Genomic DNA, 24945 nt, shown 5'->3' on the forward strand with positions numbered 1-24945 from the left:
GGGTATGGATAGACCTGGTGAACTTGTAGAAGTCTATGCGTAATATAAAGAAGGCCCAAAGAATAGAAGATAAACGCTAATTTGTCGAGAGTTCAATATTTAAGCGTTGAGGAATAAAAAGAATTTCATTACAGTGAGAATTGAGTATGGTGGAGGATGCAATATGAAAATATTAAAGAAATTAATCAAAATCGTTACAGGGCAATCAAATCCAATGCAGCTTTTTTTAGCTGTACTATTTGGGGGAATGATTGGTTTCTTACCAGGGTTTAGCTATGCACCATTACTATATATTATTGTAATTGGGTTATTGATATTGCTTAATGTCAATTTGGTCGTTGCCGCAATTATATATGCCGTTGCCAGGTTACTTTCATTTACTTTGGAGGTTGTTTCCTATCACGTTGGCGTGTTTGTATTAGATGGGTTTTTACAAGGCATTTTAAAATGGATGATTAATACACCTGTGTTTGCCTATGCAGGATTTGATTATTATTTGGTAACAGGAAGTTTTGTTTTAGCACTTATTTTGGGTCTGATCTTTGGTTACTTGATCACTAAGTTGGTTTCACTTGTAAAAGCCAAAATGGCAATAATGCAAACTGAGGAAACCCTATATGACAATATCGTTAATAAGCGCTTAATTAAAATGATTAGCTGGATTATCTTTGGACAGTCTGTGCACAAAATTGATTGGGTGAAGTTAAGAAATAGAAGGCTTAAACATCCTTTTCGGATCTTGGGTGTCATTATTATTGCTGTAGTGATTGTGTTTATATTTGTTTTAAGTGGTCTTTTGCAGTCACAAATGTTAAAAAATATTTTGGTTTCTGAGTTGACTAGAATAAACGGTGCAACAGTTGAGATTGATACGTTTAAGCTTGATATGTTTAATGGTAAACTCAATATCACAGGGCTTGAGATTGCGGATCCTAAGGACTTAAATCAAAATCGTTTTTATGCGAAAACACTCACGATGCAGGTGAATGTAAGCGAGTTGTTAACAAAAAGGTTGACTCTGAGTAATGTTGTTATAAACGACGTGTTAACAAATCAGCCGCGTACTATAAAAGCAATGCTTTATTTACCGAACATAGACACATCAATTATTCCCACGCCAAAAGAAGATAAAGTCGTACAACAAGCACAAACTCAACATATAAAAGACTTCGATGTAAAGTATTACGTGCAAAATGTACAGCAATATCAATCATATCTAAAGCAACTTAAGTGTCTCTTGGGTTGGCTTGTTCCTGATACAGCTAAACATGAGTCAGCTGATGTAAAACAGCAAGAAGCTAAGGTAACTCAAATGTATCACTACGCAGATAGACAAGCGACTGATTTAATCACTAACACCCCAACTCTCACAATTACAAAGCTTACGGTTAATAATATTAACTATTCAAATAATTTAATCTTTAACGCTATCGCCAGTAACGTTTCAACACAGCCGTGGCTCATTAAAGCACCAACGGCAATTAGGATTGTCTCAAAAGACCAAACGATCAAGGCGAAACTCATTAGCGCGAATCACTCAAAGATAGCGAATATGTTTTCACTGGAATTGAAAGATATGCCTGCTGATAAACTTCTTCAGGATATTAAGTTTAGCAAGGGTTTTGGTCTATCTGCAAAAACTTATTCACTAGAAGCACAAGGTAAATGGCAGTGGCAAGGCGATGAAATAATACTTGATCTACCAGTTAATTTGATTTTCCAAAATGCTAACTTATCAATTTCTGATGCGAATAAAATGATAGATCGCTTACCAATAAGTATAAAATTGATGGGAAGTTTAAATAATCCAGTTGTGCAAATCGATCAAAGTCAAGTACAGAGTACCTTAATCAAAGCGAGTACCTCAGAAATCAAGAGTCGACTCAAGGATGAATTGAATAATCGCTTACCTTTTGCTTTGTAATGTAATCGAAGGCGTAGCACTAGATTTGGCCTGAAAAATTTGGTTATTTCCAATAAAAAATAAAAAAATCAAAAAAAATTCTTGAAAAGAAATTTGCTATCACCATATATCTGCCTGCAATAAACAACAACATGTTTAACATAGCTTAAAAGAAGGAGTAAACATATGGCAATTCGCCCTTTACATGATAGAGTGTTGGTTCGTCGCGCTGAAGAAGAACAAAAATCAACAGGTGGTATTATCTTAACCGATAGCGCAAAAGAAAAACCGATGCAAGGTAAAGTGATTGCAACTGGAAATGGCAAAATCCTAACAGATGGTGCTGTTCGTGCATTGGACGTGAAAGTGGGTGATACGATTTTATTCGGGAAATACGCCGGGAATGAAGTCAAAGTTGATGGTGAAGAGCTATTGATGATGCGTGAAGAAGATATATTGGCAGTGATTGAGTAATTTGCGCATACTGCTAAGTTGAAATAGTTTATTTTTGGTTAAATTAATAAAGTTTAAAAGAGGAAAAGACATGGCCGCTAAAGAAGTAATGTTTTCAGATGATGCACGTGCTCGTATGTTAGAAGGTGTCAATACGTTAGCAAACGCCGTAAGAGTAACGCTTGGTCCTAAAGGTCGTAATGTGGTTTTAGAAAAATCATTTGGTGCGCCAGCAATTACTAAAGATGGTGTTTCTGTTGCCAAAGAAATCGAGTTAAAAGATAAGTTTGCTAACATGGGTGCACAAATGGTTAAAGAAGTTGCATCTAAAACAGCAGATATCGCAGGTGATGGTACAACAACGGCAACTGTTTTAGCGCAGGCACTATTAACTGAAGGGTTAAAAGCGGTTGCAGCGGGAATGAACCCAATGGACCTTAAACGTGGTATTGATAAAGCAGCTATAAAAGCAGTTGAAGCGCTTAAAGCATTATCTAAGCCTTGTGCAGATAACAAAGCGATTGAGCAAGTAGGAACGATTTCTGCAAATGCTGATGCAACAGTCGGTAAAATCATTGCCGAAGCGATGAAAAAAGTAGGATCAGAAGGTGTGATTACTGTTGAAGAAGGCAAGGGCTTTGAAGATGAGCTTGATGTTGTAGAGGGCATGCAGTTTGATCGTGGTTATTTATCACCTTACTTTGCCACTAACCAAGAAAATATGACTGCTGAATTAGAGAATCCTTATATCTTAATCGTTGACAAGAAAATCTCTAATATCCGTGAGTTGTTGCCTGTATTGGAAGGTGTCGCTAAATCTGGTAAGCCTTTGTTGATCATTGCTGAAGATGTAGAAGGTGAGGCACTTGCAACACTTGTGGTAAACAATATTCGTGGTGTTGTAAAAGTTGCTGCTGTAAAAGCACCTGGATTTGGTGATCGTCGTAAAGCAATGCTGGAAGATATTGCAATTTTAACAGGCGCGACTGTAATTGCTGAAGAGGTTGGTTTGACACTTGAAAAAGCTTCTGTTGAGCATTTGGGTGGAGCAAGTCGTATACAAATAACAAAAGATGATACAACTGTTATTGATGGTGCAGGGCAAAAGGCAAGTATAAATGCTCGTATAGCCCAAATTAAAAAACAAGTGGAGGAAGCAACTTCTGATTATGATCGTGAGAAGCTTCAAGAGCGTTTGGCTAAGCTTGCTGGTGGCGTTGCAGTTATCCGTGTTGGTGCGGTGACTGAAGTCGAAATGAAAGAGAAAAAAGATCGTGTGGACGATGCCCTTCATGCAACACGTGCTGCAGTTGAAGAGGGTGTTGTTGCTGGTGGTGGTGTTGCACTTCTTCGTGCACAAGCTACGCTTATTAACTTAAAAGGTGATAATGAAGACCAAAATCATGGTATTGAATTAACACGTCGTGCAATGGAAGCGCCTTTGCGTCAAATCGTTAAAAACGCAGGTGGTGAAGCATCTGTTGTTGTTAATAATATACGTGCTAAAGAAGGTAACTATGGTTACAATGCAGCAAACGATACTTATGGCGATATGATCGAAATGGGTATCTTAGATCCAACTAAAGTAGTGCGTTCTGCACTTCAACATGCTGCTTCCGTTGCTGGTTTGATGATTACAACTGAAGCTATGGTTGGTGAGATAAAAGAAGAAAAAGCTGATATGGGTGCTGCTGGTATGGGTGGCATGGGCGGTATGGGTGGAATGATGTAGTTCCATCGTTATTTAGTCATTGATAGTTTGGCTTATGCCAGACTGAATTTAAAAGGGGCGAAAGCCCCTTTTTGTTTTTCTAATCTTTAAGGTAAGGTTTGATCTTTAAAATGATTGATGGAAAATGGAATTATCAGCTTGCAATTTTTGCTTGTTTTTGTATATAATTCCGCGTCTTTTTAGTTTATGCAAAGATTAGATGTTTAAAAAACTACGGAGTAAATAATGGCAACTATTAACCAGTTGGTGCGCAATCCGCGCAAGAAAAAGGTTGTTAAAACGAATGTACCAGCCTTGAAGTCATGTCCGCAAAGACGTGGCGTATGTACGCGTGTTTACACAACGACCCCTAAGAAACCAAATTCAGCGTTAAGAAAAGTAGCGCGTGTAAGATTGACCAGTGGATTTGAAGTGACCACCTATATTGGTGGTGAAGGTCATAATCTTCAAGAGCATAGCGTTATTCTTATTCGTGGTGGTCGTGTGAAAGACTTACCAGGTGTGCGTTATCACACCGTTCGCGGTGCACTTGATACATCAGGTGTTAAGGACCGTAAAAAAGGTCGCTCTAAGTATGGTACTAAGCGTCCTAAAGCATAATTTTAATTCATTTATTTAGGTTAAAGGAAAGATAAAATGTCTAGAAGAAACCGAGCACCAAAACGCGAAGTGTTGCCAGATCCGAAGTTTAAAAGTGAGATCGTTGCAAAATTTATTAATCACATCATGTTATCAGGTAAAAAGTCTATAGCTGAGAAAATTGTCTATGGCGCTTTTGATCAAATTGAAGTAAAAAAATCAGGGGAAAAAGCCACTGAGGTTTTTGAAAAAGCCTTAGAAGCAGTAGCGCCTATGGTTGAGGTTAAATCTCGCCGCGTCGGTGGTGCAACTTACCAAGTTCCAGTTGAAGTGCGAGCTGAGCGTCAAATGACGCTTGCTATGCGTTGGATTATTGATGCAGCACGTAAACGTAAAGAAAAAAGTATGGGCTTTCGTATTGCTGCTGAGTTAATGGAAGCTGTAGAAGGACGTGGTTCAGCTGTTAAAAAGCGTGAAGATACGCATAAAATGGCTGAAGCTAACAAAGCATTTGCGCATTTCCGTTGGTAATATTGGAGAAAACTCATGTCACGTATGACTGCGATTGAAAAATATAGAAATATTGGAATTTGTGCCCACGTGGATGCAGGTAAAACAACTACAACTGAACGTATATTGTTCTATACTGGTGTTTCACATAAAATTGGTGAAGTGCACGATGGTGCAGCAACAATGGATTGGATGGAACAAGAGCAAGAGCGTGGTATTACTATTACCTCTGCTGCAACAACAGTGTTCTGGCAAGGTATGGATAAACAGTTTGATAAACACCGTATTAACATCATTGATACCCCGGGGCACGTTGATTTTACGATTGAAGTAGAGCGTTCTTTGCGTGTGCTTGATGGCGCAGTTGTTGTATTCTGTGGTTCATCAGGTGTTGAACCTCAATCAGAAACAGTGTGGCGTCAAGCTAATAAATATGGTGTTCCACGTATCGTTTTTGTGAATAAAATGGATAGGGCTGGCGCGAATTTTGAACGTGTGTTAGGGCAAATTAGATCACGCTTAAAGGCAACTGTTGTCCCTGTGCAGCTTAATATTGGTGCCGAAGAAGAGTTTAAAGGCGTGATTGATCTTGTGCGCATGAAAGCCATCATGTGGAATGAGGAAGATAAAGGGTTAACTTACACTTTAGAAGAGATTCCGCAAGAGCTTTATGCACATGCTGAAGAGCTTCGTCAAGAAATGATTGAAGCAGCAGCTGAAGCAAATGAAGAATTAATGAATAAGTACCTTGAAGGTGAAGAGCTAACTGAAGAGGAAATTCATGCAGCTTTGCGTCAACGGGTTATTAATAACGAAATCGTATTAGCGTTTTGTGGTTCAGCGTTTAAGAATAAAGGCGTACAAGCTGTACTTGACGGTGTAGTGCGTTACTTACCAGCACCACATGATGTTCCAGCTATTCGTGGTGAGCTAGAAGATGGTAGTGAAGCTTCACGTAAGTCATCTGATGAAGAGCCATTTGCTGCCCTTGCATTTAAACTTGCCGCAGACCCATTTATTGGAAACTTAACATTTATCCGTGTTTATTCAGGAGTGTTGAAGTCAGGTGATGCGGTTTATAATCCTGTGAAAGGTAAAAAAGAGCGTATTGGACGTATTGTACAAATGCACGCTAATAAGCGTGATGAAATTAAAGAAGTGCGTGCAGGTGATATTGCTGCTTGTATTGGTTTAAAACAAGTAACAACAGGTGACACACTTTGTGATGAAAATAATATTATTACGCTTGAGCGTATGGATTTCCCTGAGCCAGTTATCTCAGTTGCAGTAGAGCCAAAATCTAAAGCTGATCAAGAGAAAATGTCGATTGCATTGGGTCGTTTAGCAGCAGAAGATCCATCATTTCGGGTGAAAACAGATGAAGAGTCAGGTCAAACTATTATTTCAGGGATGGGAGAGCTGCATTTAGAAATTATCGTTGATCGCATGAAACGTGAATTCAAAGTGGAGGCAAACGTTGGTAATCCTCAAGTAGCATATCGTGAAACGATCAAACAAGGTGTTGAAGCTGAAGGCAAGTTTGTACGTCAATCAGGCGGTCGTGGACAGTATGGTCACGTTTGGATTAAGCTTGAGCCTCAAGAAATGGGCAAAGGCTTTGCATTCGTTGATGATATCGTTGGCGGTGTAGTGCCAAGAGAATACATCGGTGCAGTTGCTAAAGGTATTGAAGAGCAATTACGAAATGGTGTAATCGCTGGCTATCCTATGATTGATGTTAAAGCAACACTCTATGATGGTTCTTATCATGATGTGGATTCATCTGAGATGGCATTTAAGATTGCAGGCTCAATGGCAGTTAAAGCGGGTGCGCAAAAAGCCTCCGCAGTTCTTCTTGAGCCAATGATGAAAGTAGAAGTTGTAATGCCTGAAGAGTATATGGGTGACGTAATTGGTGATTTGAACCGTCGTCGCGGCATCATCTCTGGTATGGATGAAAATCCAAGTGGTAAAGTGGTTAATGCATTGGTGCCATTGGCAGAGATGTTTGGTTATGCGACGAACGTGCGTTCAATCTCTCAAGGGCGTGCGTCATTCTCTATGGAGTTTGAAAAATACGCAGAAGTCCCAGGCAATATTGCAGAAGAAATCATTAAAAAGCGTAACTCGTAACTTAGAAGGTTTAAAGAAAATGGCAACAAATATTAATAATCAGCGTATTCGCATTCGATTAAAAGCATTTGATCATAAATTGATTGATATATCGACTAAAGAAATTGTCGAGACAGCAAAAAGAACCGGTGCACAAGTTAAGGGTCCAATTCCTTTACCTGTACGCAAAGAGCGCTTTACGGTTTTGATTTCACCTCATGTAAACAAAGATGCACGTGATCAGTATGAAATCAGAACTCACAAACGTTTGATCGACATCGTTGAGCCAACTGAAAAAACAGTTGATGCCCTTATGAAACTTGATCTTGCTGCGGGTGTTGACGTTCAAATTAGCCTAAATTAATCAATCTTAATCTCTGTTTTTAATCTTTGTGTATCAAGAGGTGCACAATCATACTTAAAAAGCGACGTGAAGTCGCTTTTTTTATTTCAATGATTGGCATGTGATTAGGTTATGGGTATAACAAATATTAATTACTTATCTGCAGATAAGTAATTTTTTGCTGTTAAATATTTTTCAAGCTGTATATACTCAAGCTCATTGTATAACTTTCTTGCCAAACAAAATGATCACAATTGATTGTTTAAATAATATGATGGATGACACGAAAGTGAAGATTCGTCAAGCGGTTGAAAAATTAACATTGCTTGTTACAGATGAGCAAATTAACCAATGGGTTAATTACTTGGTCTTGCTTAGAAAATGGAATAAAACCTATAATATGACATCTATTACTGATTGGAATGAGATGCTGGTCAAGCATTTATTTGATAGCTTATCGGTAGCCCGTTTTATTAAGGGTCAACAAGTCATTGACGTTGGAAGTGGTGGTGGTTTACCAGGTGTGCCTTTGGCAATTTTAATGTCAGAAAAGCATTTTGTCTTGATCGATAGCGTTGGCAAAAAAATTCGTTTTTTAAATCATGTCAAAAAAGCACTGAGCTTGCAGAATATTACACCTATTAACATTCGCATTGAGTCATATCAACCAAAGACTTTATTTGATACAATTATCTCACGGGCATTTAGTTCAGTGGGTGATTTTTATCATTTATGCCATCATTTGCAACAAGATGATGGACAATTGATTGCAATGAAAGGTGCGGATTTGGAGCTTACAGCCTTGGAAAATTTAAACCAATATTTTGAAACGTTTGAAGTAAACGTACCACTCTTAGAAGCAAAGAGACATGTGATACGCATCACCAAACAACATAGATAATCTCCATACATGAAGAAAAATTTGCAAAATCCTGAGTGAAGCGTTATTTTTTTGATTTCCATAACCTGGAAAAGTACCTTAATTAGCTAAAAATACTTTTCTTACTACCACTATTTCTTTAAGGCTTAATTTATCAACTGAACTTTCCCTAATTTTGTAAGAATTTGCTGTTGATGAGCTGCAAATCAAAATTTATCCCTGTATCTTAGGGTTGCTAAAAAAACTGGAGCAACTCATGAATGGATACCTTACAGCTTTTACTAACTCACTTGCAAGCATTTTTCAGAAGGAGTCATCAATAAAGCTGATAGTTGCCAACTTTAATAAACGAAGGGTTTGCAAAAATGATAAATTTAAGCCAAAAAAATCACAAAGCTCATGGCTTCAGATGATTATTGAGCTAACTGTCTAACAGAACTTGGGAAAGTTTAGATTAGAGTAAAACGTAACGAAAAAGTAAAATGTAAGGAAATAGTATAAAAATGAATAGAGATTTTATAGAGCGTCTTTCTCATAATAGTAAATTATATATTGGTTACCCTCCTGCTACGGATTTTAAATATGATTATCTATCTGATGTGCTTAACTATTCCATAAATAATCTAGGTAACCCTGAAAATTTGTCAAACGCATTTAGTTCGCATGAATATGAAAAAGAAGTGATCCATTTTTTTCTAAAGCTTTACAAAAGTAGTTACCATGAGTCGTGGGGATACATTTCTCATTGTGGCACTGAAGCAGCGTTGAATGGATGTTGGCTTGGCAGAAACTATTTAAGTGATTCAAATCGTTCAAATTGTATTATTTTAGCATCAGAGTATGCTCATTACTGTATAGATAAAATTGCTAATATACTCAATTTACCTTTAATTCGTATAAAAACTGATGAAAAAGGGAATATTATAGAAGACGCTTTATCTACAACTTTGAACTTAAATAAAGGAAAATCTGTTATCTTTTTCGCTACTCTTGGAAGTACAATAACCTCATCAATTGACCATATTGACCTGTTTAAAAAACATGCTGATGCATTTAATATAAAATATTATATTCATGCTGATGCGGCTTTTGATGGTTCGTTTTTACCTTTCACTAAATATCAATTAAAGTTAGGTTATGATTTTGACTCAATAAATATTAGTGGTCATAAATTTATTGGCTCTCCAATTCCTTCTGGAATTTTTTTAGTAAATAAAAAATATTTAAAGAATCGAGAAATTGAGTATGTCAAGAATAATGATTTAACTATTGCTGGAAGTAGAAACGGTATTTCCCCAATATTGCTTTATGAAGGTATACGTAATATTGGTGGATACAATGGTTTAAAAGAAAGGTATATAAAGTGCTTAAATAATGCTAATGAGATCTTACAATATGCCATTGAAAATAATATAAATGCTTGGAAAAATGACCATGCAATTACAGTGGTTTTTGATCGAGTAGATGATGAAATTATGAAAAAATGGCATGCTCCTAGTTATAAACGATATACAACAATAACTGTCTTGCCAAAAACAAATTTTAATATGATTAAGGAATTTATTAACGACATTACCTTTTATAAAAATTATAAAAAAACAAGGGACAATACGATCACCTACTATCCAAGCAAAGTTTCATCCTTACTTTAACTGTATTTCCCATTTTCCTTTCCGATTCTGATACCTTGTGATTGCTTTCTAGTACAAACAAAAATCCCTTGATCCCTCACTACTATTAAAGGTATTAAAGGATTTTTGAAACCTTTAATTATGGGCTATAAAGTTTAACGAAAGTTACTGAAACTATTTGAATTATTGTTTTGATTTTCTTGTTGTCTTAACCAAAAGAAAAGCTTTAGTTCTCCTGGTTCTGCCTCATTTTGTGAGGTGAGACTTTGAATAAATTTATCTCTGTTGTTAGCATCGTTTTTCTTTGTTTCATCAAATTTAACAAGAGGAGGTGTTGACAGGTAGTCAATACTAGAATTGATTTTGTTCACTACATTTTGTACAGCAGCTTCTTGTGGGTTTTCTTGATTTATTGAACTATAAGTGATTGGTGTATAGTAATAAATATCGTATTGGTTTCCTAATGGAGTAGTCGCGTAGATGCTATCAACCTTATTATTATCGCTAAAGTAACATTGTGCATATCTATCGTTACATTCTCTAATAAGTTGCTCTTTTGGAACAGGTGTAGTAAACACCCACTTATCATTATCCTTACACCATTTCCCAGGCAAATAACCGACTTTATGTTGATAAAATTTAGATAATATAGGGATATTAAATTTTGTGGTAAATAACGTCTTTTCATCTTTATCTTTACAGGTAACAAAGGTGTAATCCAAATTTTGTGATAAGAAAAAATCGATATTGAGTGTATCTACCGCCGATTTGCTAAAGAAAAAAGGATGGCAACCTGTGAAAAAATAAATATTCTCTCTAAAATTATACGCTGTCAAGGCTTTATCGATTAATCCATTTATATAAGGATGGTCGGTAGAAATTCTCAATAGGAAATTATAAAGTATAACAAAGCTTACTCCGAATTGGTTTTCTGTAAAATATTTGTTAGATGTTAACAAGTCTCCACCAGCTTTATAAAGCGTACTAGCAGCCATTGGTGTAACTAGATTGTCAATAATGAAAGTCATTGCTGTTTTTAGCTCGTCATACGTATCATCTATGTAGCCTATAGATGTTTGCTTTATTGCTTCCGATAATATGGAAGAGACAGTATATAAAGCTATTGGCTTTATCGTGCTCTTTACAAGCGGAAAATTTAATTTCGCTATATGGTCAAGCACTTTCTTTAGACGTTCAGTAGTTTCTATTTTTTTGTTTTGTAAATTGTTTGGCATGAATTATGTTCCTTAAAAAATAACCTGAGATTTGTGATTTATCATAGTTAAAAGTTAACGAATCAACTTAAGATAATAAATAGCTGCCATCAAAATTAGTCAAATTGTCCTTTACCCTATCCTGATAGGTGAAGGTTTTATGGTATATATTATTCGCAAGTGGTGTCCATCTACTTTTCGCGTTATACTGATGGCCAATTTAGATCGCCTTTGGTTTAATATGGATAATCAACGAGATAAGACTACGCATTTTGGTTTTAAAGAGGTCAAATGGCAGGAGAAACAGCAAAAAGTTGCCGAAGTTTTTCATTCGGTTGCTACTAAGTATGACGTTATGAATGATGTCATGTCGTTTGGGATTCATCGTATTTGGAAAAAAATCACAATTCAAAAAGCAGCGGTTAAGCCTAGTAATATGGTGTTAGATTTAGCTGGTGGTACAGGTGATTTAGCGTATCAATTTACTCGTCAAGTAGGTGATAATGGTAAAGTGATCTTAAGTGACATCAATGCGTCAATGTTGGATGTCGGTAGAGAAAAGTTAACTAATAGAGGCTGTCTTGGTAATATTGAATATGTCCAAGCCAATGCAGAATACTTGCCTTTTTCAGATAATATATTTGACTGTATTACTATTTCATTTGGGCTTAGAAATGTAACCGATAAAGACAAGGCATTGCAATCTATGTATCGTGTATTAAAACCAGGAGGGCGATTGCTAGTGCTAGAGTTCTCTAAGCCGATCTTTCCTATTTTAAGTCAGATCTACGATCAGTACTCGTTTAAAGTTTTACCTGTTATGGGACAAATTATTGCTCAAGATGCTGATAGTTATCGTTATCTTGCCGAATCCATTCGTAAACACCCTGATCAAGAGACTTTAAGGCAAATGATGTTGAATGCAGGTTTTGATAAAGTAGAATACCAAAACATGGCAGCTGGTGTAGTAGCATTACATATTGGTATTAAGTACTAGGTGGGAAGATGGACAAAAACCATGTTATTAAGCTCATCAATTATCTTATTTATCAAACATTAAGGCTTGACCCTCAACGGAATTACTTGCTGCAACAGTTAGCAGGTGAAGCATTAGCTGTTGATATTGGAGACTTGAATCTTAGCTGTGTATTGATACCACAACACAATACATTGTTATTATCTATAACTGAAATGGCAGCAAACAATCGTCTAAGAGGAAAGTCAAGCGTGCTTGTTGCGATGTGTTTAAGCCCAAATCCGCAACACTTTATTCAAACCGACAAAGTCAATTTTAGCGGTGATATTCAAGTGTTGCAGCGTTATAGCAATTTCTTTAAAGCAATTCGACCAGATTTAATTTTTACTTTAACTCAAGGTAAGAACAATACTTTAAGTTCATTACTGGATAAACCTCTAACTGCTTTAAATCATTGGTTTAGAGTGAGCAAAGAGAAACTGCCAATAGAATTAAGAGAATATCTGCAATATGAAAAAAACTTTTTTCCATGTCGCCAGGAGCTTGAAGATTTCTTTATGGATGTACAAATTTTAAAAGAGGATACAGATAGGGTAATAGCCAAACTTAATAAATATTTAAAACTGATTGAAATGATTGAGGGAGCGCATGAGTAAAGTTAAAAAATGGCTGCGCTTAATCTATATTGGTTATATTTTCAATAAATATAATGTTACGGCGATGATGGCAAATCTGCCCTTGTTAAGAGCATTAAGGTTTACACTTATTTTTAACCCCTATTATTGGCTGAATTGCAACAAGCTTGACCGTGGCACACGGTTACGTTTGGCACTAGAAACTTTAGGTCCTATTTTTATTAAGTTTGGTCAAGCATTATCGACAAGGCGTGACCTTTTGCCGCATGATTTAGCAAATGAATTGGCAAAGCTACAAGATAAGGTTCCACCCTTTGCCAGTGAGTATGCAATTCAAACGATTGAAAAAGCCTTACAGCAGCAGATTGATAAAGCATTTTTAAAGTTTGATATAAACGCCTTGGCTTCGGCGTCAATTGCACAAGTTCATGGTGCAACTTTGAACACAGGTGAAGAAGTCGTGGTTAAGGTGTTGCGTCCTAATATTGAGAAAATATTAATTCAAGATACAGAGCTTTTAAAAGCGCTAGCAAGTATGTTGGAACGTTATGTTCCTTCAACAAGGCGATTGCGTCCAGTAGAAGTGGTTGCTGAAATAAGTCGTAATCTTTTGGATGAGCTTGATTTACAACGTGAGGCTGCTAATGCCTCGCAACTTAAGCGAAATTTCAAAGATAGCCATATTCACTACGTGCCAGAGGTCTATTGGCAGTATTGTCGTAATAATTTATTAACGATTGAAAAAATCAAAGGTATTCCAGTTTCAGATATTGAAACCTTGAAATCTTTAGGCACAGACTTAAAGCTTCTAGCCGAGCGAGGTGTTGAGATATTCTATACTCAAGTCTTTAGAGATTGTTTCTTTCATGCCGATATGCACCCAGGTAATATTTTTATAGATGCGTCAAATCCAAAAGATCCTAAATACATATCGATTGACTTTGGTATTGTCGGCACCTTAACGCGTGAAGATCAGCATTACCTAGCTGGTAATTTTTTGGCGTTTTTTAACCGTGATTATAAAAAAGTTGCCGAGCTTCATATTGAATCGGGTTGGGTGCCATATGATACGCGTGTGGATGAGCTAGAATCGGCAATTCGAACTGTCTGTGAACCGATCTTTGAAAAACCACTAGCTGAGATTTCATTTGGCTACACTTTAATGCGTTTGTTTCAGGTGGCAAGGCGTTTTAACATGAGCGTGCAACCACAATTGGTGCTATTACAGAAAACACTTTTAAATATTGAAGGATTGGGACGAGATTTATATCCAGATTTAAATTTATGGGCAACTGCCAAACCATTTTTAGAGAAGTGGATGAAAACGCGAGTTGGCTGGCAAGGATTTATAAAGCGTTCGATGAAGAGTTTGCCAGAGTTAAGTGAACGCCTGCCAGATATGCCAGAGCTGTTGTTTGAATTATTAAATACAAAAGTTAAACAACTTAAAGTAATACAAGACAATAATAAAGATGAGCGTTTGATAAAGCATTCCAAAAAACGTGGGATGATATTAGGTTTTGGTCTGTCATTAATAGCGATTGGTATTATAAGCAGTTATGATATTGGCATTTTTAATAGTGTTCATGCTTTTATAAAGCAGCATTATGAGTTAGTCGGTGGAATTTGTGTAGTACTAATTATCTATTATTGGCTAACAAGGCAAAAGGATTAAGGAGATAAAATGAGTGACTGTATTTTCTGTAAAATCATCAAAGGTGATATTCCAGCCAATAAGGTCTATGAGGATCAAGACATGGTAGCTTTTCATGATGCTTTCCCTGCTGCAGAAACACACGTATTGGTTGTGCCTAAAAAACATATTGATAGTTTAAATCATTTACAGGAGGAAGATGCGGAGTTGATAGCTAAAATTAGCCTTGCGATTCCAAAACTTGCTGAAACGTTAGGTTTAGAGGGATATAAGACACTTGTTAACACAGGTAAAGCAGGGGGTCAGAGTGTGTTTCATTTACATTACCATATTTTAGGTGGTAAATTTCTCAAAAAAGATGCGCTACAGAATACTTAGTAGCATAGTAGCACATGATTTTTAATGTATTAATTTCATGAGTAGATATTGTTTGCCTTATTTTGCGACTTGATTTATGAGAATGAGTTTGTTAGGATGCCTGGGTTTTGTTTAATGCAAAGGTCAAATTAGTTAGCGAAATCACGATGATTGAGCTTAATAACAAATCCACCATAAGTTGAGAATATGATTAAGTTTCTGGGAGGGGTGTCCGAGTGGTTGAAGGAGCACGCCTGGAAAGCGTGTATACGTTAACGCGTATCGAGAGTTCGAATCTCTTCCCCTCCGCCAGCTTTTTTGAAGATAACTTTTCTCGCGTCTTTTTGAGCTAGTGTTATCAGGTCTCAAAACCCCAGTATTTGTGCGCTTTCCAGAGTTTTTGCTTGCTGTTAGACCCGTACCTCACTTTCTCCAATTTCGCCATTTTACCCCAAAGTCTCCCTTTTTATTCTCCGCTTCTCAGTTAGATGCGAACGTCCGACCTGAAAGTGCGCATGTCCATAACCCTTGATTTTACTGGTTTTTTGCAAAACCGGTCTTGAGGTTCGTTATTGGGGCGGAGAATGGCGTGTGTACCCACAGAACGAGAATTTTACTGTGATATGGTCACTTTAGATTATGTTCATATGCATTTAGCATTCACTGATCTTCGATATCAGGAGCCATTCTGTTGGTGTGCAGATTATTAAAACACTCCAGAAGTAACTTTTCCAACAGTACTTTATTATCTTCTGTGATAGTAGAGGTCATGCTCGCTTCGACTTTGCTGATAACGTTATGAGCCTGCTGAACAACTTTCATTCCTTGTTTTGTTAATTCTGTGCATAAAATCCTACCATGGGAAGCATCGCTTTTACGATGAATTAAACCCCGTTTTTCTAAATTAGAGACAATACCATGCATGGTTTGAGCGGTGATAAAAGCTGATCTAGCTAGAGCTGCATTAGATATACCAGGTCGGAGCTCTAATTGCGCCAGTACTGCATATTGTGGCGTTGTCAGATCAAGGGTTTTTAAAGCTTCGTCCATGCGAAGGCGCAAGCTGTGTTGCGTCTGTTTTAGTTTATAACCTAACAAACCTGCGACATTTATTTCTTGAGATGTTGACATATCAGTGCCCTTACATTATATTATCAGCGTGCTTATACTATAATAGGAGTTCGATATGAATACAACAAATTCTGAAAGTGATACTAACTTAAAGTCTGCGGAAAACTATTACAATTCCATGCTTGCAAAAGACTTTGATAAAATGGCTGGCTACCTGCATGACAACGTGCATTTTATCGGGCCACTCGCAGAAATGCATAGCAAAGATGCAGTTGTTTCAGCTGCAAAGAATTTCGGTGGGATATTGCAGGACATCCAAATCAGGTCACGTTTTGCAGCCGGCGATCAGATCATGTTCGCCTACGATATGATTGTTCCAGCACCCATTGGTAAATTTAGGGCAGCGGTGCTGATGGAATTCACGGATCGGCTTATCTCTAAAATCGAGTTGTTTTATGACGCCAGCCCCTTTGAAGAAAAGAAAAGTGAAATTTTCTCGCAATAATAGTGTCATTCAGTAAAATATCGCATGAAATGAGACAAAATTAGGGGGAACTACCTTCTAAATTGTGGGAATAGAACATGACTGACTTGATAAATTTATACCGCCAAGCCGAGGATTATTTTTTCAGAGGCATTGCCTCAAAATGCTTAGATCTAGGCGATGGAGCTAATGCTTATATGACTGGTGGTGCTGAACTCAATTTTATTTACATTACAAGAAATACAAACGTTCTTGATAAAATTTTAATCCAAGGAAAGCAGTTTTTCGACGAGGATAACCTTGCTTTTGATATTATCATCCCACAAGAATTTTGTACCTCTCAAATGGTAGATATTTTAAATACGATGGGTTATCCCCAGAAAAGTAAATCCGTTTCAATGGTTGTGGACTTAGATAAATTTGCAATGGGGCAAACTGCGAGTTTTGGTGATGAAACCGCGATTAAAGCGAATGATGATCAATTAAATGACTGGATGATGCCATTGATAGGCGCATTTGAATCTACTTTTGAAGTTTGTTCGATCTATGCAATCATCCATGAAAATGCCTTAAAAAGGAATATTAATCTCCACCATTTCAGCTTATACAAACAGGAAAAACCAATCGCATCCATTACCTTGTCACTGAACAATAGCATTGCAAGAATTGATGATGTTGGCACCGTGCCTGAATTGCAGGGCAAAGGATATGCGACGCATCTCATGCGTTACGTACTATCAGAGGCAAAAAAATTAGGGGCTCACCATTGCTTTTTAGAGTCCTCCGATTCAGGTCTTGGGGTCTATCAAAAACTTGGGTTTGAACCTCTGTTTAAAAACAATATTTTTTCAGGGAAAAAATGAGCGTGGCTCCACAATGCATGTAGAATCATGTAAGGAAGATGAAAAGCTATTTAGCGTTATGCCTAAATTAGCTGGAATGTTTAGCGATGCAGGGAAACAATCTTATTATCGATGAAGTGTTATTTAATGAAGAGTCTTTAAAAGCTTACGTCCAGCATTTAAAGGGTCACAACGTTTATTACATCGGCGTTTTTTGTGATCTGACAGTTATGCAAGAGCGAGAAATCTTAAGGCGTGATCGATGTATTGGTCTCTCTAACGATCAAATCGACAGAGTACACCAAGGTGTTTTAAGTTCATACGAATTTAAGGTCGATACAACTGCCATATCTCCTTTTGAAGCAGCCCACCTGATACTCAAGTTTATTGATGATAACCCCGCGCCAAAAGCCTTTCAACTATTAGAAAAGCAGGAGTAGATTATGACCATTACCTTCGAACCACTGCATGAATCACATTTCCCTCTACTGCTCAAGTGGCTAGAGACATCTCACGTCAAAAAATGGTGGGATCGGGATGTGAGGTATACAATGGATTTGGTACGTGAAAAATATAGCTCATACATCAAAGGCTATAAGCTTGCGGATGGAATCAAAAAAGCTATCCAAGGCTTCATTATCCATAACAATCAGAAGCCGGTTGGATACATTCAAATTTATAATGCATATGATTTTCCTAGAAGCAAACCACTTTCAAGTCTGCCAGAAAGCCTGGGGGCATTTGATATTTTTATTGGCGAAGAAGAGGCTTTGCAACAAGGTTTGGGCTCAAAAGCAATATTAGAATTCCTGAAAATATATGGCGGCCAATACAGTCATATTTTCGCCGATCCAGATTCGAGCAATATTGCAGCGATTAAAGCTTATGAAAAAGCAGGTTTTAAAAGGTTAGTTGAGCAAAAAGATACTGGGGAGGTATCGATGTTAAAAGGGTTACCTTCAAGAAATGAAGCACTAGCAACCATCCAAAAACTAATTAAAGAACGCTATTCTGAGGCTAAAGCCGTATTCTGGGCAGGATCAGTTTCGACTAATCAGGGAACAAGTGCATCTGATTTGGATCTTGTGATTGTTTTTGAATCATTGCCACACGCTCATAGAGAAGCCTTTATTTATGACAGTTGGCCAATTGACGCATTTATTCATGATGTTGATACCTTGCGGTATTTTTTTGAAGAATCAAGAACAGGAAATGGCATCTCTGGCCTCTGCTATATGATTTTGAATGGACGTGAGGTAACTAGCCCCAGCGCTTTTTCAAAAAGTGTTAAAACTCTTGCGCAAGAAGTTTTAAATGCAAGGCCAGCGATATGGGACCAAGAACAAATTGACAAGGAACGGTTTTTAATCACCGATGTCTTGGATGATATTAAACATCCAGTCGAGCGCGCTGAGCAGATTGCATCCGCAGCACGGTTACTTGAGGCTCTAGGGCAATTTTATTTTAGAAGCCAAAACAAGTGGTGTGCCAGCGGTAAATCAATTATCCGTTATTTAAAAGATGATAACCCTGCTTTGGCTTCAGAATTCGTAGCTGCGTTTGAAAGCCTTTTTCAAAGCGGTGATGCTAGGGCAATCGAAACTTTAGTTACAAAGATACTGGGGCCACATGGAGGTTTGCTTTGGGATGGCTTTAGGTCGGATGCACCGGCAGAGTGGAAAGCGTTCGATGAAAACAAAATCTTAGCTGAACTTAAATCAAGAGAACCAATCTTTCATCATTCTGAAAAATTTGGAAAAACAAAACAAGATATTGAAAACCAAATGTGTGATGAATTTTGGGAAGTTGGTGCATCTGGTAATGTCTATACCAAACAAGACATCACAGAAACTCTGCTTGAGCGGTATAACGACCGAGATTATCAAGATACTTGGGAAGCAAAGGACTTTGAGCTCACAAAAATCGCACCGGATAACTATTTACTGACGTACATTCTTATCCAAGCCAAAACAAGAGTGACAAGAAGATCAACGATTTGGCGAAGAATAAATGGTGATTGGAAGATCCTCTATCACCAAGGAACCGTAATCGATGGGGGTAATTTATGATACAACCAAAAATAATCCTCTACATTGCAACTTCACTTGATGGCTTTATCGCAGATATTAACGGTGGTGTTGACTGGCTTCCGCATCCAAAAGATGATGCTGAACTCGAGGCTGTTGGCTACAAAGACCTAATGGAACGCATTGATACAATTCTAATGGGAAGCCAAAGCTACAAACAAATTTTAGGTTTTGGTGATTGGGGTTGGCCGGATAAACACACTTATGTTTTCACCTCCAAAAAATTTGAAACCGATAAACCCTATATCAGCATTACACACGATAGCCCACTTGAGTTTATGACCAAGCTGAAAGACCGTAGGTCAGATAAAGACATCTGGCTCTTAGGCGGTGCAGAACTTGCCAAAAGCTTTGCACAAGAAAGCTTGATTGATGAAATCATTCTTACAATTGTCCCTCAAACTTTAGGAACCGGCATACCGCTGGGTTTAAGTTTTGAAAAGTTTGATTTAACAGCCGAAAAAGCTTTAACGGATGGCATGATACAAAAAATTTATTTGCGGAAAAACACATGAACATTACATTTCAAAAAGCTTCGACATCATACATAGACACCATCTTTAGTTGGCTTGCCGAGCCTCATATGATGGAGTTCTGGGATAACAGTCAGGAACATAAAGATGATATTCTAAATTTTATACATGGAAAGCCGCAAACTTATTTTGCAGGAACAACCCAGTACTGGATCGGTTTTATTAATAACGAGCCATATGCTTTTGTGCTTTCTGATATTCTTCAACAAGATCAAACAGACCTTTCGAATGCGCACCTTGCAAGAATGTCTGAAACGGGGCATACAATCGCGCTCGATTTTGGTATAGGCAATAAAGAATATTTAGGGCGCGGACTGGCGGTGCCTACGCTGTCAAAATTTATGATTTTTTATAAAAAAGACATAGATCCGAAAGCCGATACATTTTTTATCGATCCGATTGAGCACAATCCTAGAGCTATAAGAGTTTATAATAAAGCCGGCTTTACTAAAGTTGGCCAATATCAAGCAATGCAAGGAGCGTTCATCGGACACAATAGCGATTTAATGGTAAAAAAACTATGACTGTTACAGACATTAATCACATCACTTTAGCTGTTACTGACATCCACCGAGCTTTCTCGTTTTACAAAGATGTTTTAGGGTTTAAACCATTAGTTAAATGGGATCAAGGAGCATATTTCTTGATAGGAAAATTTTGGTTCTGCCTCAACGTTGATTTAGCAAGAGAACCTCAATCTTGTTATACACATTATGCATTTAGTGTAAGCAGTGAAGATTTTGAAATGATGGCTGATAAAATTCAAAACTCCGGCGCTCACATTTTTAAAGAAAATACATCTCCTGGTGAATCTCTCTATTTTCTTGATCCAGATGGGCACAAATTAGAAATTCACGTTGGAAACAGCCAAGCCAGAATTGCAGCTAAAAAAGCCAACCCTGGCAACTGGAAAAATGTGGAGTGGTTCATATGATAAAGATTGATCTTTTGAAAAATCATCTAAATCATATAACAAAACTAATGCAATTATGCACATTAGTGATTTTTGTGTTGATGAATAACATCATTGTATTTGCTGCTCCTGTTCAGAAAATAAATTTTTGGAACACTCAGCAAAAAGGAGCAAATATCTTTAATCGCAATATCACTTCAGATGATATAAAAGCAGCTAAAAAATATGGAATCAAATTTATAAGATTAGCACCAGATAAGTTCGCAAGTTTACATCGTGATTTTTTAATAGGAAATGCTGATGATTATCGTGGATTAATCAAAGAAGACCTAGAACAGCTAAAAAAGATCTTGGATATATGCTACCAAGAGAAAATGCCTATCGTAATCACTATGCTCAGCCTTCCCGGATCGCGCTGGAAGCAAAATAATCAAGATAGAGACGACCTAAGGATTTGGAAAGACGAAAAGTATCAGACTCAGACCGCTCTCTTTTGGCAAGATTTGGCTAAAGCATTAAAAGACCATCCTGCAATTGTAGGGTACAATCTACTCAATGAGCCTCATCCTGAAAGAATTTTTGCATCTAAAGAAGTGCACATAAATACAGTACATCAAGAAGAGGCTCAACAAATGCTTTACGACTTTTATAACCGTATCATAAAGCATGTAAGGCTAATTGATAAAGATACGCCTATTATTCTCGATAGTTCTGCATATGCTGATGCTAAAACATTTCGGTTGTTGATGCCTCAGGAGGATCAAAACATTTTGTACTCCTTTCACATGTATGAACCTTATGAATATACAAATCATAAAATGAACAAAGGTAAATACCAATATCCTGGTTGTATCAATCAAAAGCAATGGAACCAAAAGGCTCTCGCAGAATACATGTCAGCGGTTAGTAGATTTCAAAAAGCTCATAATATAGCAAGCGATAAAATATTAGTTGGTGAATTCGGTGGACACCGTATGTCAGCTGGTTTGGAAAGATATTTTGAAGATCTCATTACAATTTTTGATAAAGAAGGTTGGCACTTTGCCTTTTATGCTTTTCGAGAAGATACTTGGGACGGTATGGATTATGAGCTAGGGAATAACAAGTTACCATGGAGTTATTGGCAAGCTATAGAGCGTGGTGAAAACCCTGAATTAAATCGCAAATCCACATATTCCGCATTTTCAATGATAAAAAAGGCATTAAATGAGAATCACCCTTGATCTTGCGCGCAAACTCATAGCAGAGCAATTTCCAGAATACGCTAGTTTAACTATCGTTGATGTTGAAAAACAAGGGCATGATAACCGCACCTATAGGCTTGGCGACCATATGCTCATTCGTATGCCAACAGCAGCAGATTACGCTTTAAAAGTTCCAAAAGAACAAGAGCTACTGCCGCAATTAGCAAAACGTTTGAGCGTTAGCATTCCGGCTCCGATTAACATGGGCAATCCGTCGGCAGATTATCCTTATCCGTTTTCTATATACAAATGGTTATCTGGTAAAAGTATCAATTTGCTCACCTTAGCCGAACAAGACAAAGAACAACTTGCCTTTGATCTCTCCAAGTTTTTAAAAGAGCTACAAGCGATTACCGATATTGAAGGACCTGAGCCTGGTCAGCATAACTGGTGGCGCGGTGACCACGTCAGTGTTTACGATAAAGGAGCACAAGAACAAATTGCAGAGCTGGTTGAGATTATAGATGCAAGCAAAGCACTAGCTTTATGGGACCAGGCTTGTGAGACAAAATGGGATAAAAAACCTGTATGGATTCATGGGGATTTTGCGATTGGCAATATACTTATGGATAACGGCAAATTATCCGCAGTCATTGACTTTGGTGGCGCTGCGGTTGGAGATCCTGCCTGCGATCTTGTAATTGCATGGACTTATTTATCCGGAAAAACTCGTAAGATTTTTATTTCTGAAATGGATATGGAGCAAGATACCTGGCTTCGCGCCCGTGCCTGGGCCCTTTGGAAAGCAACATTTGAGCTTTGCCAAATTTCAGATAAAAACAGTTCAGAGGCTAAAACGCAGAAAATAATTATTGCCGAGGCAATAGATGATGGAGTTGGAATATTATGAGTAAAATTATTTTATTAAATGGTGCAGGATCTAGCGGTAAAACGTCTATTGCAAGAGCTATCCAACATTTAAGTAACGAACAATGGTTAACCTTTGGTGTTGATACATTTATTGAAATGACACCATATCCATCTCCAGGAAAAGATGCTGAATATTTTGCTTTTGTGCCAGGAGAAAATAATCGTGGCCCTTTAATGAGGGTTGAGTCAAAGCCTACTGGAGATAAATTATTTGGTGTTATGGCTGATTTTGCTTTGTTGCTTGCAAATCAATCTAACAATCTCATTATAGATGAAGTTTTATTTGACGATCAGCATTTGAAATCGTATGTAGCCAAATTGGCTGAACATATTACCTATTTTATTGGCGTTAAATGCGACCTAGCCATTATGCAAGAACGTGAATTTTTACGCCGCGATAGAGCTGTAGGGTTATCAAACGATCAATTTTATAGAGTGCACAGCGGAACTAGGGAATATGATTTAACAGTTGATACGAGCAATTCATCAGTATTTGATGTTGCTAGGAAAATAATTGATTTTATCGATAACAATCAAAACCCTAAAGGTTTTAATAACATGAGAAATAAATTTTATGGATAAAGATTCAAATATAAAAAACCTCGACACCTATCTCAGCCTTTGCAAATATGAACTGATGGAGGCAGGAAAGATTATCCATACAGAAATTGAAGAGCTTAGAGTGAAGATTTATGAGCAAGATCAGCTGATGGAAATGCTAAAATCCGCAGGCTTTAAACACATCAGAACGCTCAAAGCTTTTGACCAATCTTCAGAACCTGCTACCCAAGATGAGTCTATCGTTTATGAATGCAGAAAATAAAATTAGCAATGGTGGTCAAGCATAAAAAACACAAACGTCGTATTTTTATCCATGTAGACGGTTACAACTGAAGCATTAGGATATTATGAGTTATAAAGAACGAGTCGATAGAGTGATTGATTTCATAGGCAAGCATCTTGATCAAGAGCTTGAGCTGGATGAGCTTTGCCGCATCGCTTGTTTTTCAAAATATCATTTTCATCGGTTGTTTACGGCCTACACTGGGTTGCCTCTCATGGGCTATATCAAGTGGCTGCGGCTAAAACGGGCTGCTCATCAATTGATTGTCCATAAAGAGGAAACAATTATTAACATTGCGCTGTCAGCTGGATTCGAATCCCATGAATCATTCGCCCGTGCTTTTAAACAAATTTGCGGCCAAAGTCCCAGCGAATTTAGGCGTGAACGCAATTGGGAAAGCTTCGAAAATCCACCGCAACCTATGCATATTAAAGGTGAAAAAATTATGACGATAACGATTAAAGAATTGCCAGCCAAAAGAGTTGCTGTAATGGAGCATCATGGAGATCCCATGCGATTTTCCGACACGCTGGATAAGCTCATTACTTGGGCAAAGGCACAACCCATTAACCTAAAACCTAAAGCAGGAGAAGCCTTTGGCTTTGGCTATCACGATCCAAGAGAAGTGAAACCAGAAGAGTTTCGCTTTGATTTAGCCCTTAGCGTTCCACAAGATTTTAAATTGAATGATCAGGTGACAGAACGCACTCTACCTGCTGGAAGGTATGCTGTCACCATGCATAAAGGCTCACGCGATAATATCGGCGACACGATTTACAGCATTTATCGTGATTGGTTACCGCAGTCCGGCGAAGAACTGGGGGATTTGCCTTGCATATTTTGCTATTACAATTTTGATTATGAGGTAGCTGAAACGGAATCTTTAACCGAAATTTGGGTGCTTCTTAAGTAGATGTGTTATACGAAGATTGGGTGACAATTTTGTCCCTCAATTATTCATTAAATGGCATGGCATCACGAAGTGTTTTTGCTTTTTGCAGATATCCATCAGGAATGGACCAGTCCTTATCCAAAGCCGTAAGCCAATCTTTGACGTGGCAATTCATCTAGCCATGAT

27 protein-coding genes and 1 tRNA gene are annotated in these 24945 nt (G+C 37.5%); 26 read left to right on the top strand and 2 right to left on the bottom strand.

The features are described 5' to 3' along the window. Positions 1-163 precede the first annotated feature (163 nt). The 9 genes from DNJ77_RS04865 (at position 164) to DNJ77_RS04905 (ending at position 10164) form a co-directional block, all read left to right on the top strand. On the top strand, positions 164-1924 hold the full coding sequence (locus DNJ77_RS04865) for a DUF2062 domain-containing protein (protein WP_116963876.1): 1761 nt from the start codon (positions 164-166) through the stop codon (positions 1922-1924). Between the two features lie 165 nt (positions 1925-2089). Continuing rightward, entirely contained in the window at positions 2090-2377 is a 288-nt protein-coding gene (groES, locus tag DNJ77_RS04870; RefSeq protein WP_116963877.1) for a co-chaperone GroES, read from the top strand. A gap of 70 nt (positions 2378-2447) precedes the next feature. Continuing rightward, positions 2448-4088, top strand: a complete 1641-nt coding sequence (groL, locus tag DNJ77_RS04875) for a chaperonin GroEL (RefSeq protein ID WP_116963878.1) — start codon at positions 2448-2450, stop codon at positions 4086-4088. Between the two features lie 225 nt (positions 4089-4313). Then, entirely contained in the window at positions 4314-4688 is a 375-nt protein-coding gene (gene rpsL / locus DNJ77_RS04880) for a 30S ribosomal protein S12 (RefSeq protein WP_116963879.1), read from the top strand. Between the two features lie 36 nt (positions 4689-4724). Further along, complete coding sequence (gene rpsG, locus DNJ77_RS04885) at positions 4725-5198, top strand: 30S ribosomal protein S7 (RefSeq protein WP_116963880.1); 474 nt, start codon at positions 4725-4727, stop codon at positions 5196-5198. A 15-nt stretch (positions 5199-5213) separates the two neighbouring features. Then, positions 5214-7310 carry an elongation factor G gene (gene fusA, locus DNJ77_RS04890; RefSeq protein WP_116963881.1) on the top strand — a complete coding sequence of 699 codons (2097 nt, stop codon included), beginning with the start codon at positions 5214-5216 and terminating at the stop codon, positions 7308-7310. Between the two features lie 19 nt (positions 7311-7329). Next, entirely contained in the window at positions 7330-7653 is a 324-nt protein-coding gene (gene rpsJ / locus DNJ77_RS04895) for a 30S ribosomal protein S10 (RefSeq protein ID WP_476702588.1), read from the top strand. A 253-nt stretch (positions 7654-7906) separates the two neighbouring features. After that, a complete protein-coding gene (gene rsmG, locus DNJ77_RS04900; RefSeq protein WP_116963912.1) occupies positions 7907-8533 on the top strand; it encodes a 16S rRNA (guanine(527)-N(7))-methyltransferase RsmG in 627 nt (208 codons plus the stop codon). Positions 8534-9015: 482 nt separating this feature from the next. Next, positions 9016-10164: a histidine decarboxylase gene (locus DNJ77_RS04905; RefSeq protein WP_116963882.1), complete on the top strand. Its 1149-nt coding sequence runs from the start codon at positions 9016-9018 to the stop codon at positions 10162-10164. Positions 10165-10298: 134 nt separating this feature from the next. On the opposite strand, the gene DNJ77_RS04910 is transcribed toward DNJ77_RS04905, so the two are convergent. Then, entirely contained in the window at positions 10299-11378 is a 1080-nt protein-coding gene (locus DNJ77_RS04910) for a hypothetical protein (RefSeq protein ID WP_116963883.1), read from the bottom strand. Positions 11379-11598: 220 nt separating this feature from the next. On the opposite strand from DNJ77_RS04910, the gene ubiE reads away from it, so the two are divergent. The 5 genes from ubiE (at position 11599) to DNJ77_RS04935 (ending at position 15291) form a co-directional block, all read left to right on the top strand. Then, positions 11599-12354: a bifunctional demethylmenaquinone methyltransferase/2-methoxy-6-polyprenyl-1,4-benzoquinol methylase UbiE gene (ubiE, locus tag DNJ77_RS04915; protein ID WP_116963913.1), complete on the top strand. Its 756-nt coding sequence runs from the start codon at positions 11599-11601 to the stop codon at positions 12352-12354. A gap of 8 nt (positions 12355-12362) precedes the next feature. Then, positions 12363-12989 carry a ubiquinone biosynthesis accessory factor UbiJ gene (locus DNJ77_RS04920; protein WP_116963884.1) on the top strand — a complete coding sequence of 209 codons (627 nt, stop codon included), beginning with the start codon at positions 12363-12365 and terminating at the stop codon, positions 12987-12989. Continuing rightward, entirely contained in the window at positions 12982-14643 is a 1662-nt protein-coding gene (ubiB, locus tag DNJ77_RS04925; RefSeq protein ID WP_116963885.1) for a ubiquinone biosynthesis regulatory protein kinase UbiB, read from the top strand. Before DNJ77_RS04920 ends, ubiB begins: the two co-directional genes overlap by 8 nt. Positions 14644-14652: 9 nt before the next feature. Further along, complete coding sequence (locus tag DNJ77_RS04930; RefSeq protein ID WP_116963886.1) at positions 14653-15000, top strand: histidine triad nucleotide-binding protein; 348 nt, start codon at positions 14653-14655, stop codon at positions 14998-15000. 201 nt (positions 15001-15201) lie between these two features. Then, positions 15202-15291: transfer RNA gene (locus DNJ77_RS04935), tRNA-Ser, on the top strand. A gap of 348 nt (positions 15292-15639) precedes the next feature. On the opposite strand, the gene DNJ77_RS04940 is transcribed toward DNJ77_RS04935, so the two are convergent. Further along, positions 15640-16110 (bottom strand): MarR family winged helix-turn-helix transcriptional regulator, encoded by a 471-nt coding sequence (locus tag DNJ77_RS04940; protein ID WP_204723363.1) that lies wholly within the window; start codon positions 16108-16110, stop codon positions 15640-15642. Between the two features lie 55 nt (positions 16111-16165). On the opposite strand from DNJ77_RS04940, the gene DNJ77_RS04945 reads away from it, so the two are divergent. The 12 genes from DNJ77_RS04945 to DNJ77_RS05005 all read left to right on the top strand — a co-directional run bounded on the left by DNJ77_RS04945 (position 16166) and on the right by DNJ77_RS05005 (position 24780). Next, positions 16166-16555: a nuclear transport factor 2 family protein gene (locus DNJ77_RS04945; protein WP_116963887.1), complete on the top strand. Its 390-nt coding sequence runs from the start codon at positions 16166-16168 to the stop codon at positions 16553-16555. 77 nt (positions 16556-16632) lie between these two features. Continuing rightward, positions 16633-17397, top strand: coding sequence for a GNAT family N-acetyltransferase (locus DNJ77_RS04950; RefSeq protein ID WP_116963888.1), 765 nt, complete (start codon positions 16633-16635; stop codon positions 17395-17397). Between the two features lie 86 nt (positions 17398-17483). Next, on the top strand, positions 17484-17816 hold the full coding sequence (locus DNJ77_RS04955; RefSeq protein ID WP_116963889.1) for a phosphotransferase-like protein: 333 nt from the start codon (positions 17484-17486) through the stop codon (positions 17814-17816). Between the two features lie 3 nt (positions 17817-17819). Continuing rightward, complete coding sequence (locus tag DNJ77_RS10035; protein WP_204723364.1) at positions 17820-19445, top strand: GNAT family N-acetyltransferase; 1626 nt, start codon at positions 17820-17822, stop codon at positions 19443-19445. Next, the gene (locus DNJ77_RS04970; RefSeq protein WP_116963890.1) at positions 19442-19978 is read left to right on the top strand and encodes a dihydrofolate reductase family protein; all 537 of its coding nucleotides are present in this window, start codon (positions 19442-19444) and stop codon (positions 19976-19978) included. Before DNJ77_RS10035 ends, DNJ77_RS04970 begins: the two co-directional genes overlap by 4 nt. Further along, positions 19975-20520, top strand: coding sequence for a GNAT family N-acetyltransferase (locus tag DNJ77_RS04975; protein WP_116963891.1), 546 nt, complete (start codon positions 19975-19977; stop codon positions 20518-20520). The genes DNJ77_RS04970 and DNJ77_RS04975 overlap by 4 nt, the downstream gene beginning before the upstream one ends. Continuing rightward, the gene (locus DNJ77_RS04980; RefSeq protein ID WP_116963892.1) at positions 20517-20930 is read left to right on the top strand and encodes a fosfomycin resistance glutathione transferase; all 414 of its coding nucleotides are present in this window, start codon (positions 20517-20519) and stop codon (positions 20928-20930) included. The genes DNJ77_RS04975 and DNJ77_RS04980 overlap by 4 nt, the downstream gene beginning before the upstream one ends. Continuing rightward, on the top strand, positions 20927-22132 hold the full coding sequence (locus tag DNJ77_RS04985; protein ID WP_116963893.1) for a glycoside hydrolase family 5 protein: 1206 nt from the start codon (positions 20927-20929) through the stop codon (positions 22130-22132). Before DNJ77_RS04980 ends, DNJ77_RS04985 begins: the two co-directional genes overlap by 4 nt. Then, a complete protein-coding gene (locus tag DNJ77_RS04990; protein WP_116963894.1) occupies positions 22116-23003 on the top strand; it encodes an aminoglycoside phosphotransferase family protein in 888 nt (295 codons plus the stop codon). The genes DNJ77_RS04985 and DNJ77_RS04990 overlap by 17 nt, the downstream gene beginning before the upstream one ends. Further along, positions 23000-23605: a chloramphenicol phosphotransferase CPT family protein gene (locus tag DNJ77_RS04995; protein WP_116963895.1), complete on the top strand. Its 606-nt coding sequence runs from the start codon at positions 23000-23002 to the stop codon at positions 23603-23605. The genes DNJ77_RS04990 and DNJ77_RS04995 overlap by 4 nt, the downstream gene beginning before the upstream one ends. Next, complete coding sequence (locus tag DNJ77_RS05000; protein WP_192877936.1) at positions 23598-23846, top strand: hypothetical protein; 249 nt, start codon at positions 23598-23600, stop codon at positions 23844-23846. Before DNJ77_RS04995 ends, DNJ77_RS05000 begins: the two co-directional genes overlap by 8 nt. An 85-nt stretch (positions 23847-23931) precedes the next feature. Continuing rightward, positions 23932-24780: an AraC family transcriptional regulator gene (locus tag DNJ77_RS05005; protein WP_116963896.1), complete on the top strand. Its 849-nt coding sequence runs from the start codon at positions 23932-23934 to the stop codon at positions 24778-24780. Positions 24781-24945: the final 165 nt, after the last annotated feature.

This window comes from Fastidiosibacter lacustris (assembly GCF_003428155.1).
Taxonomy (GTDB): Bacteria; Pseudomonadota; Gammaproteobacteria; order Francisellales; family Francisellaceae; genus Caedibacter; species Caedibacter lacustris.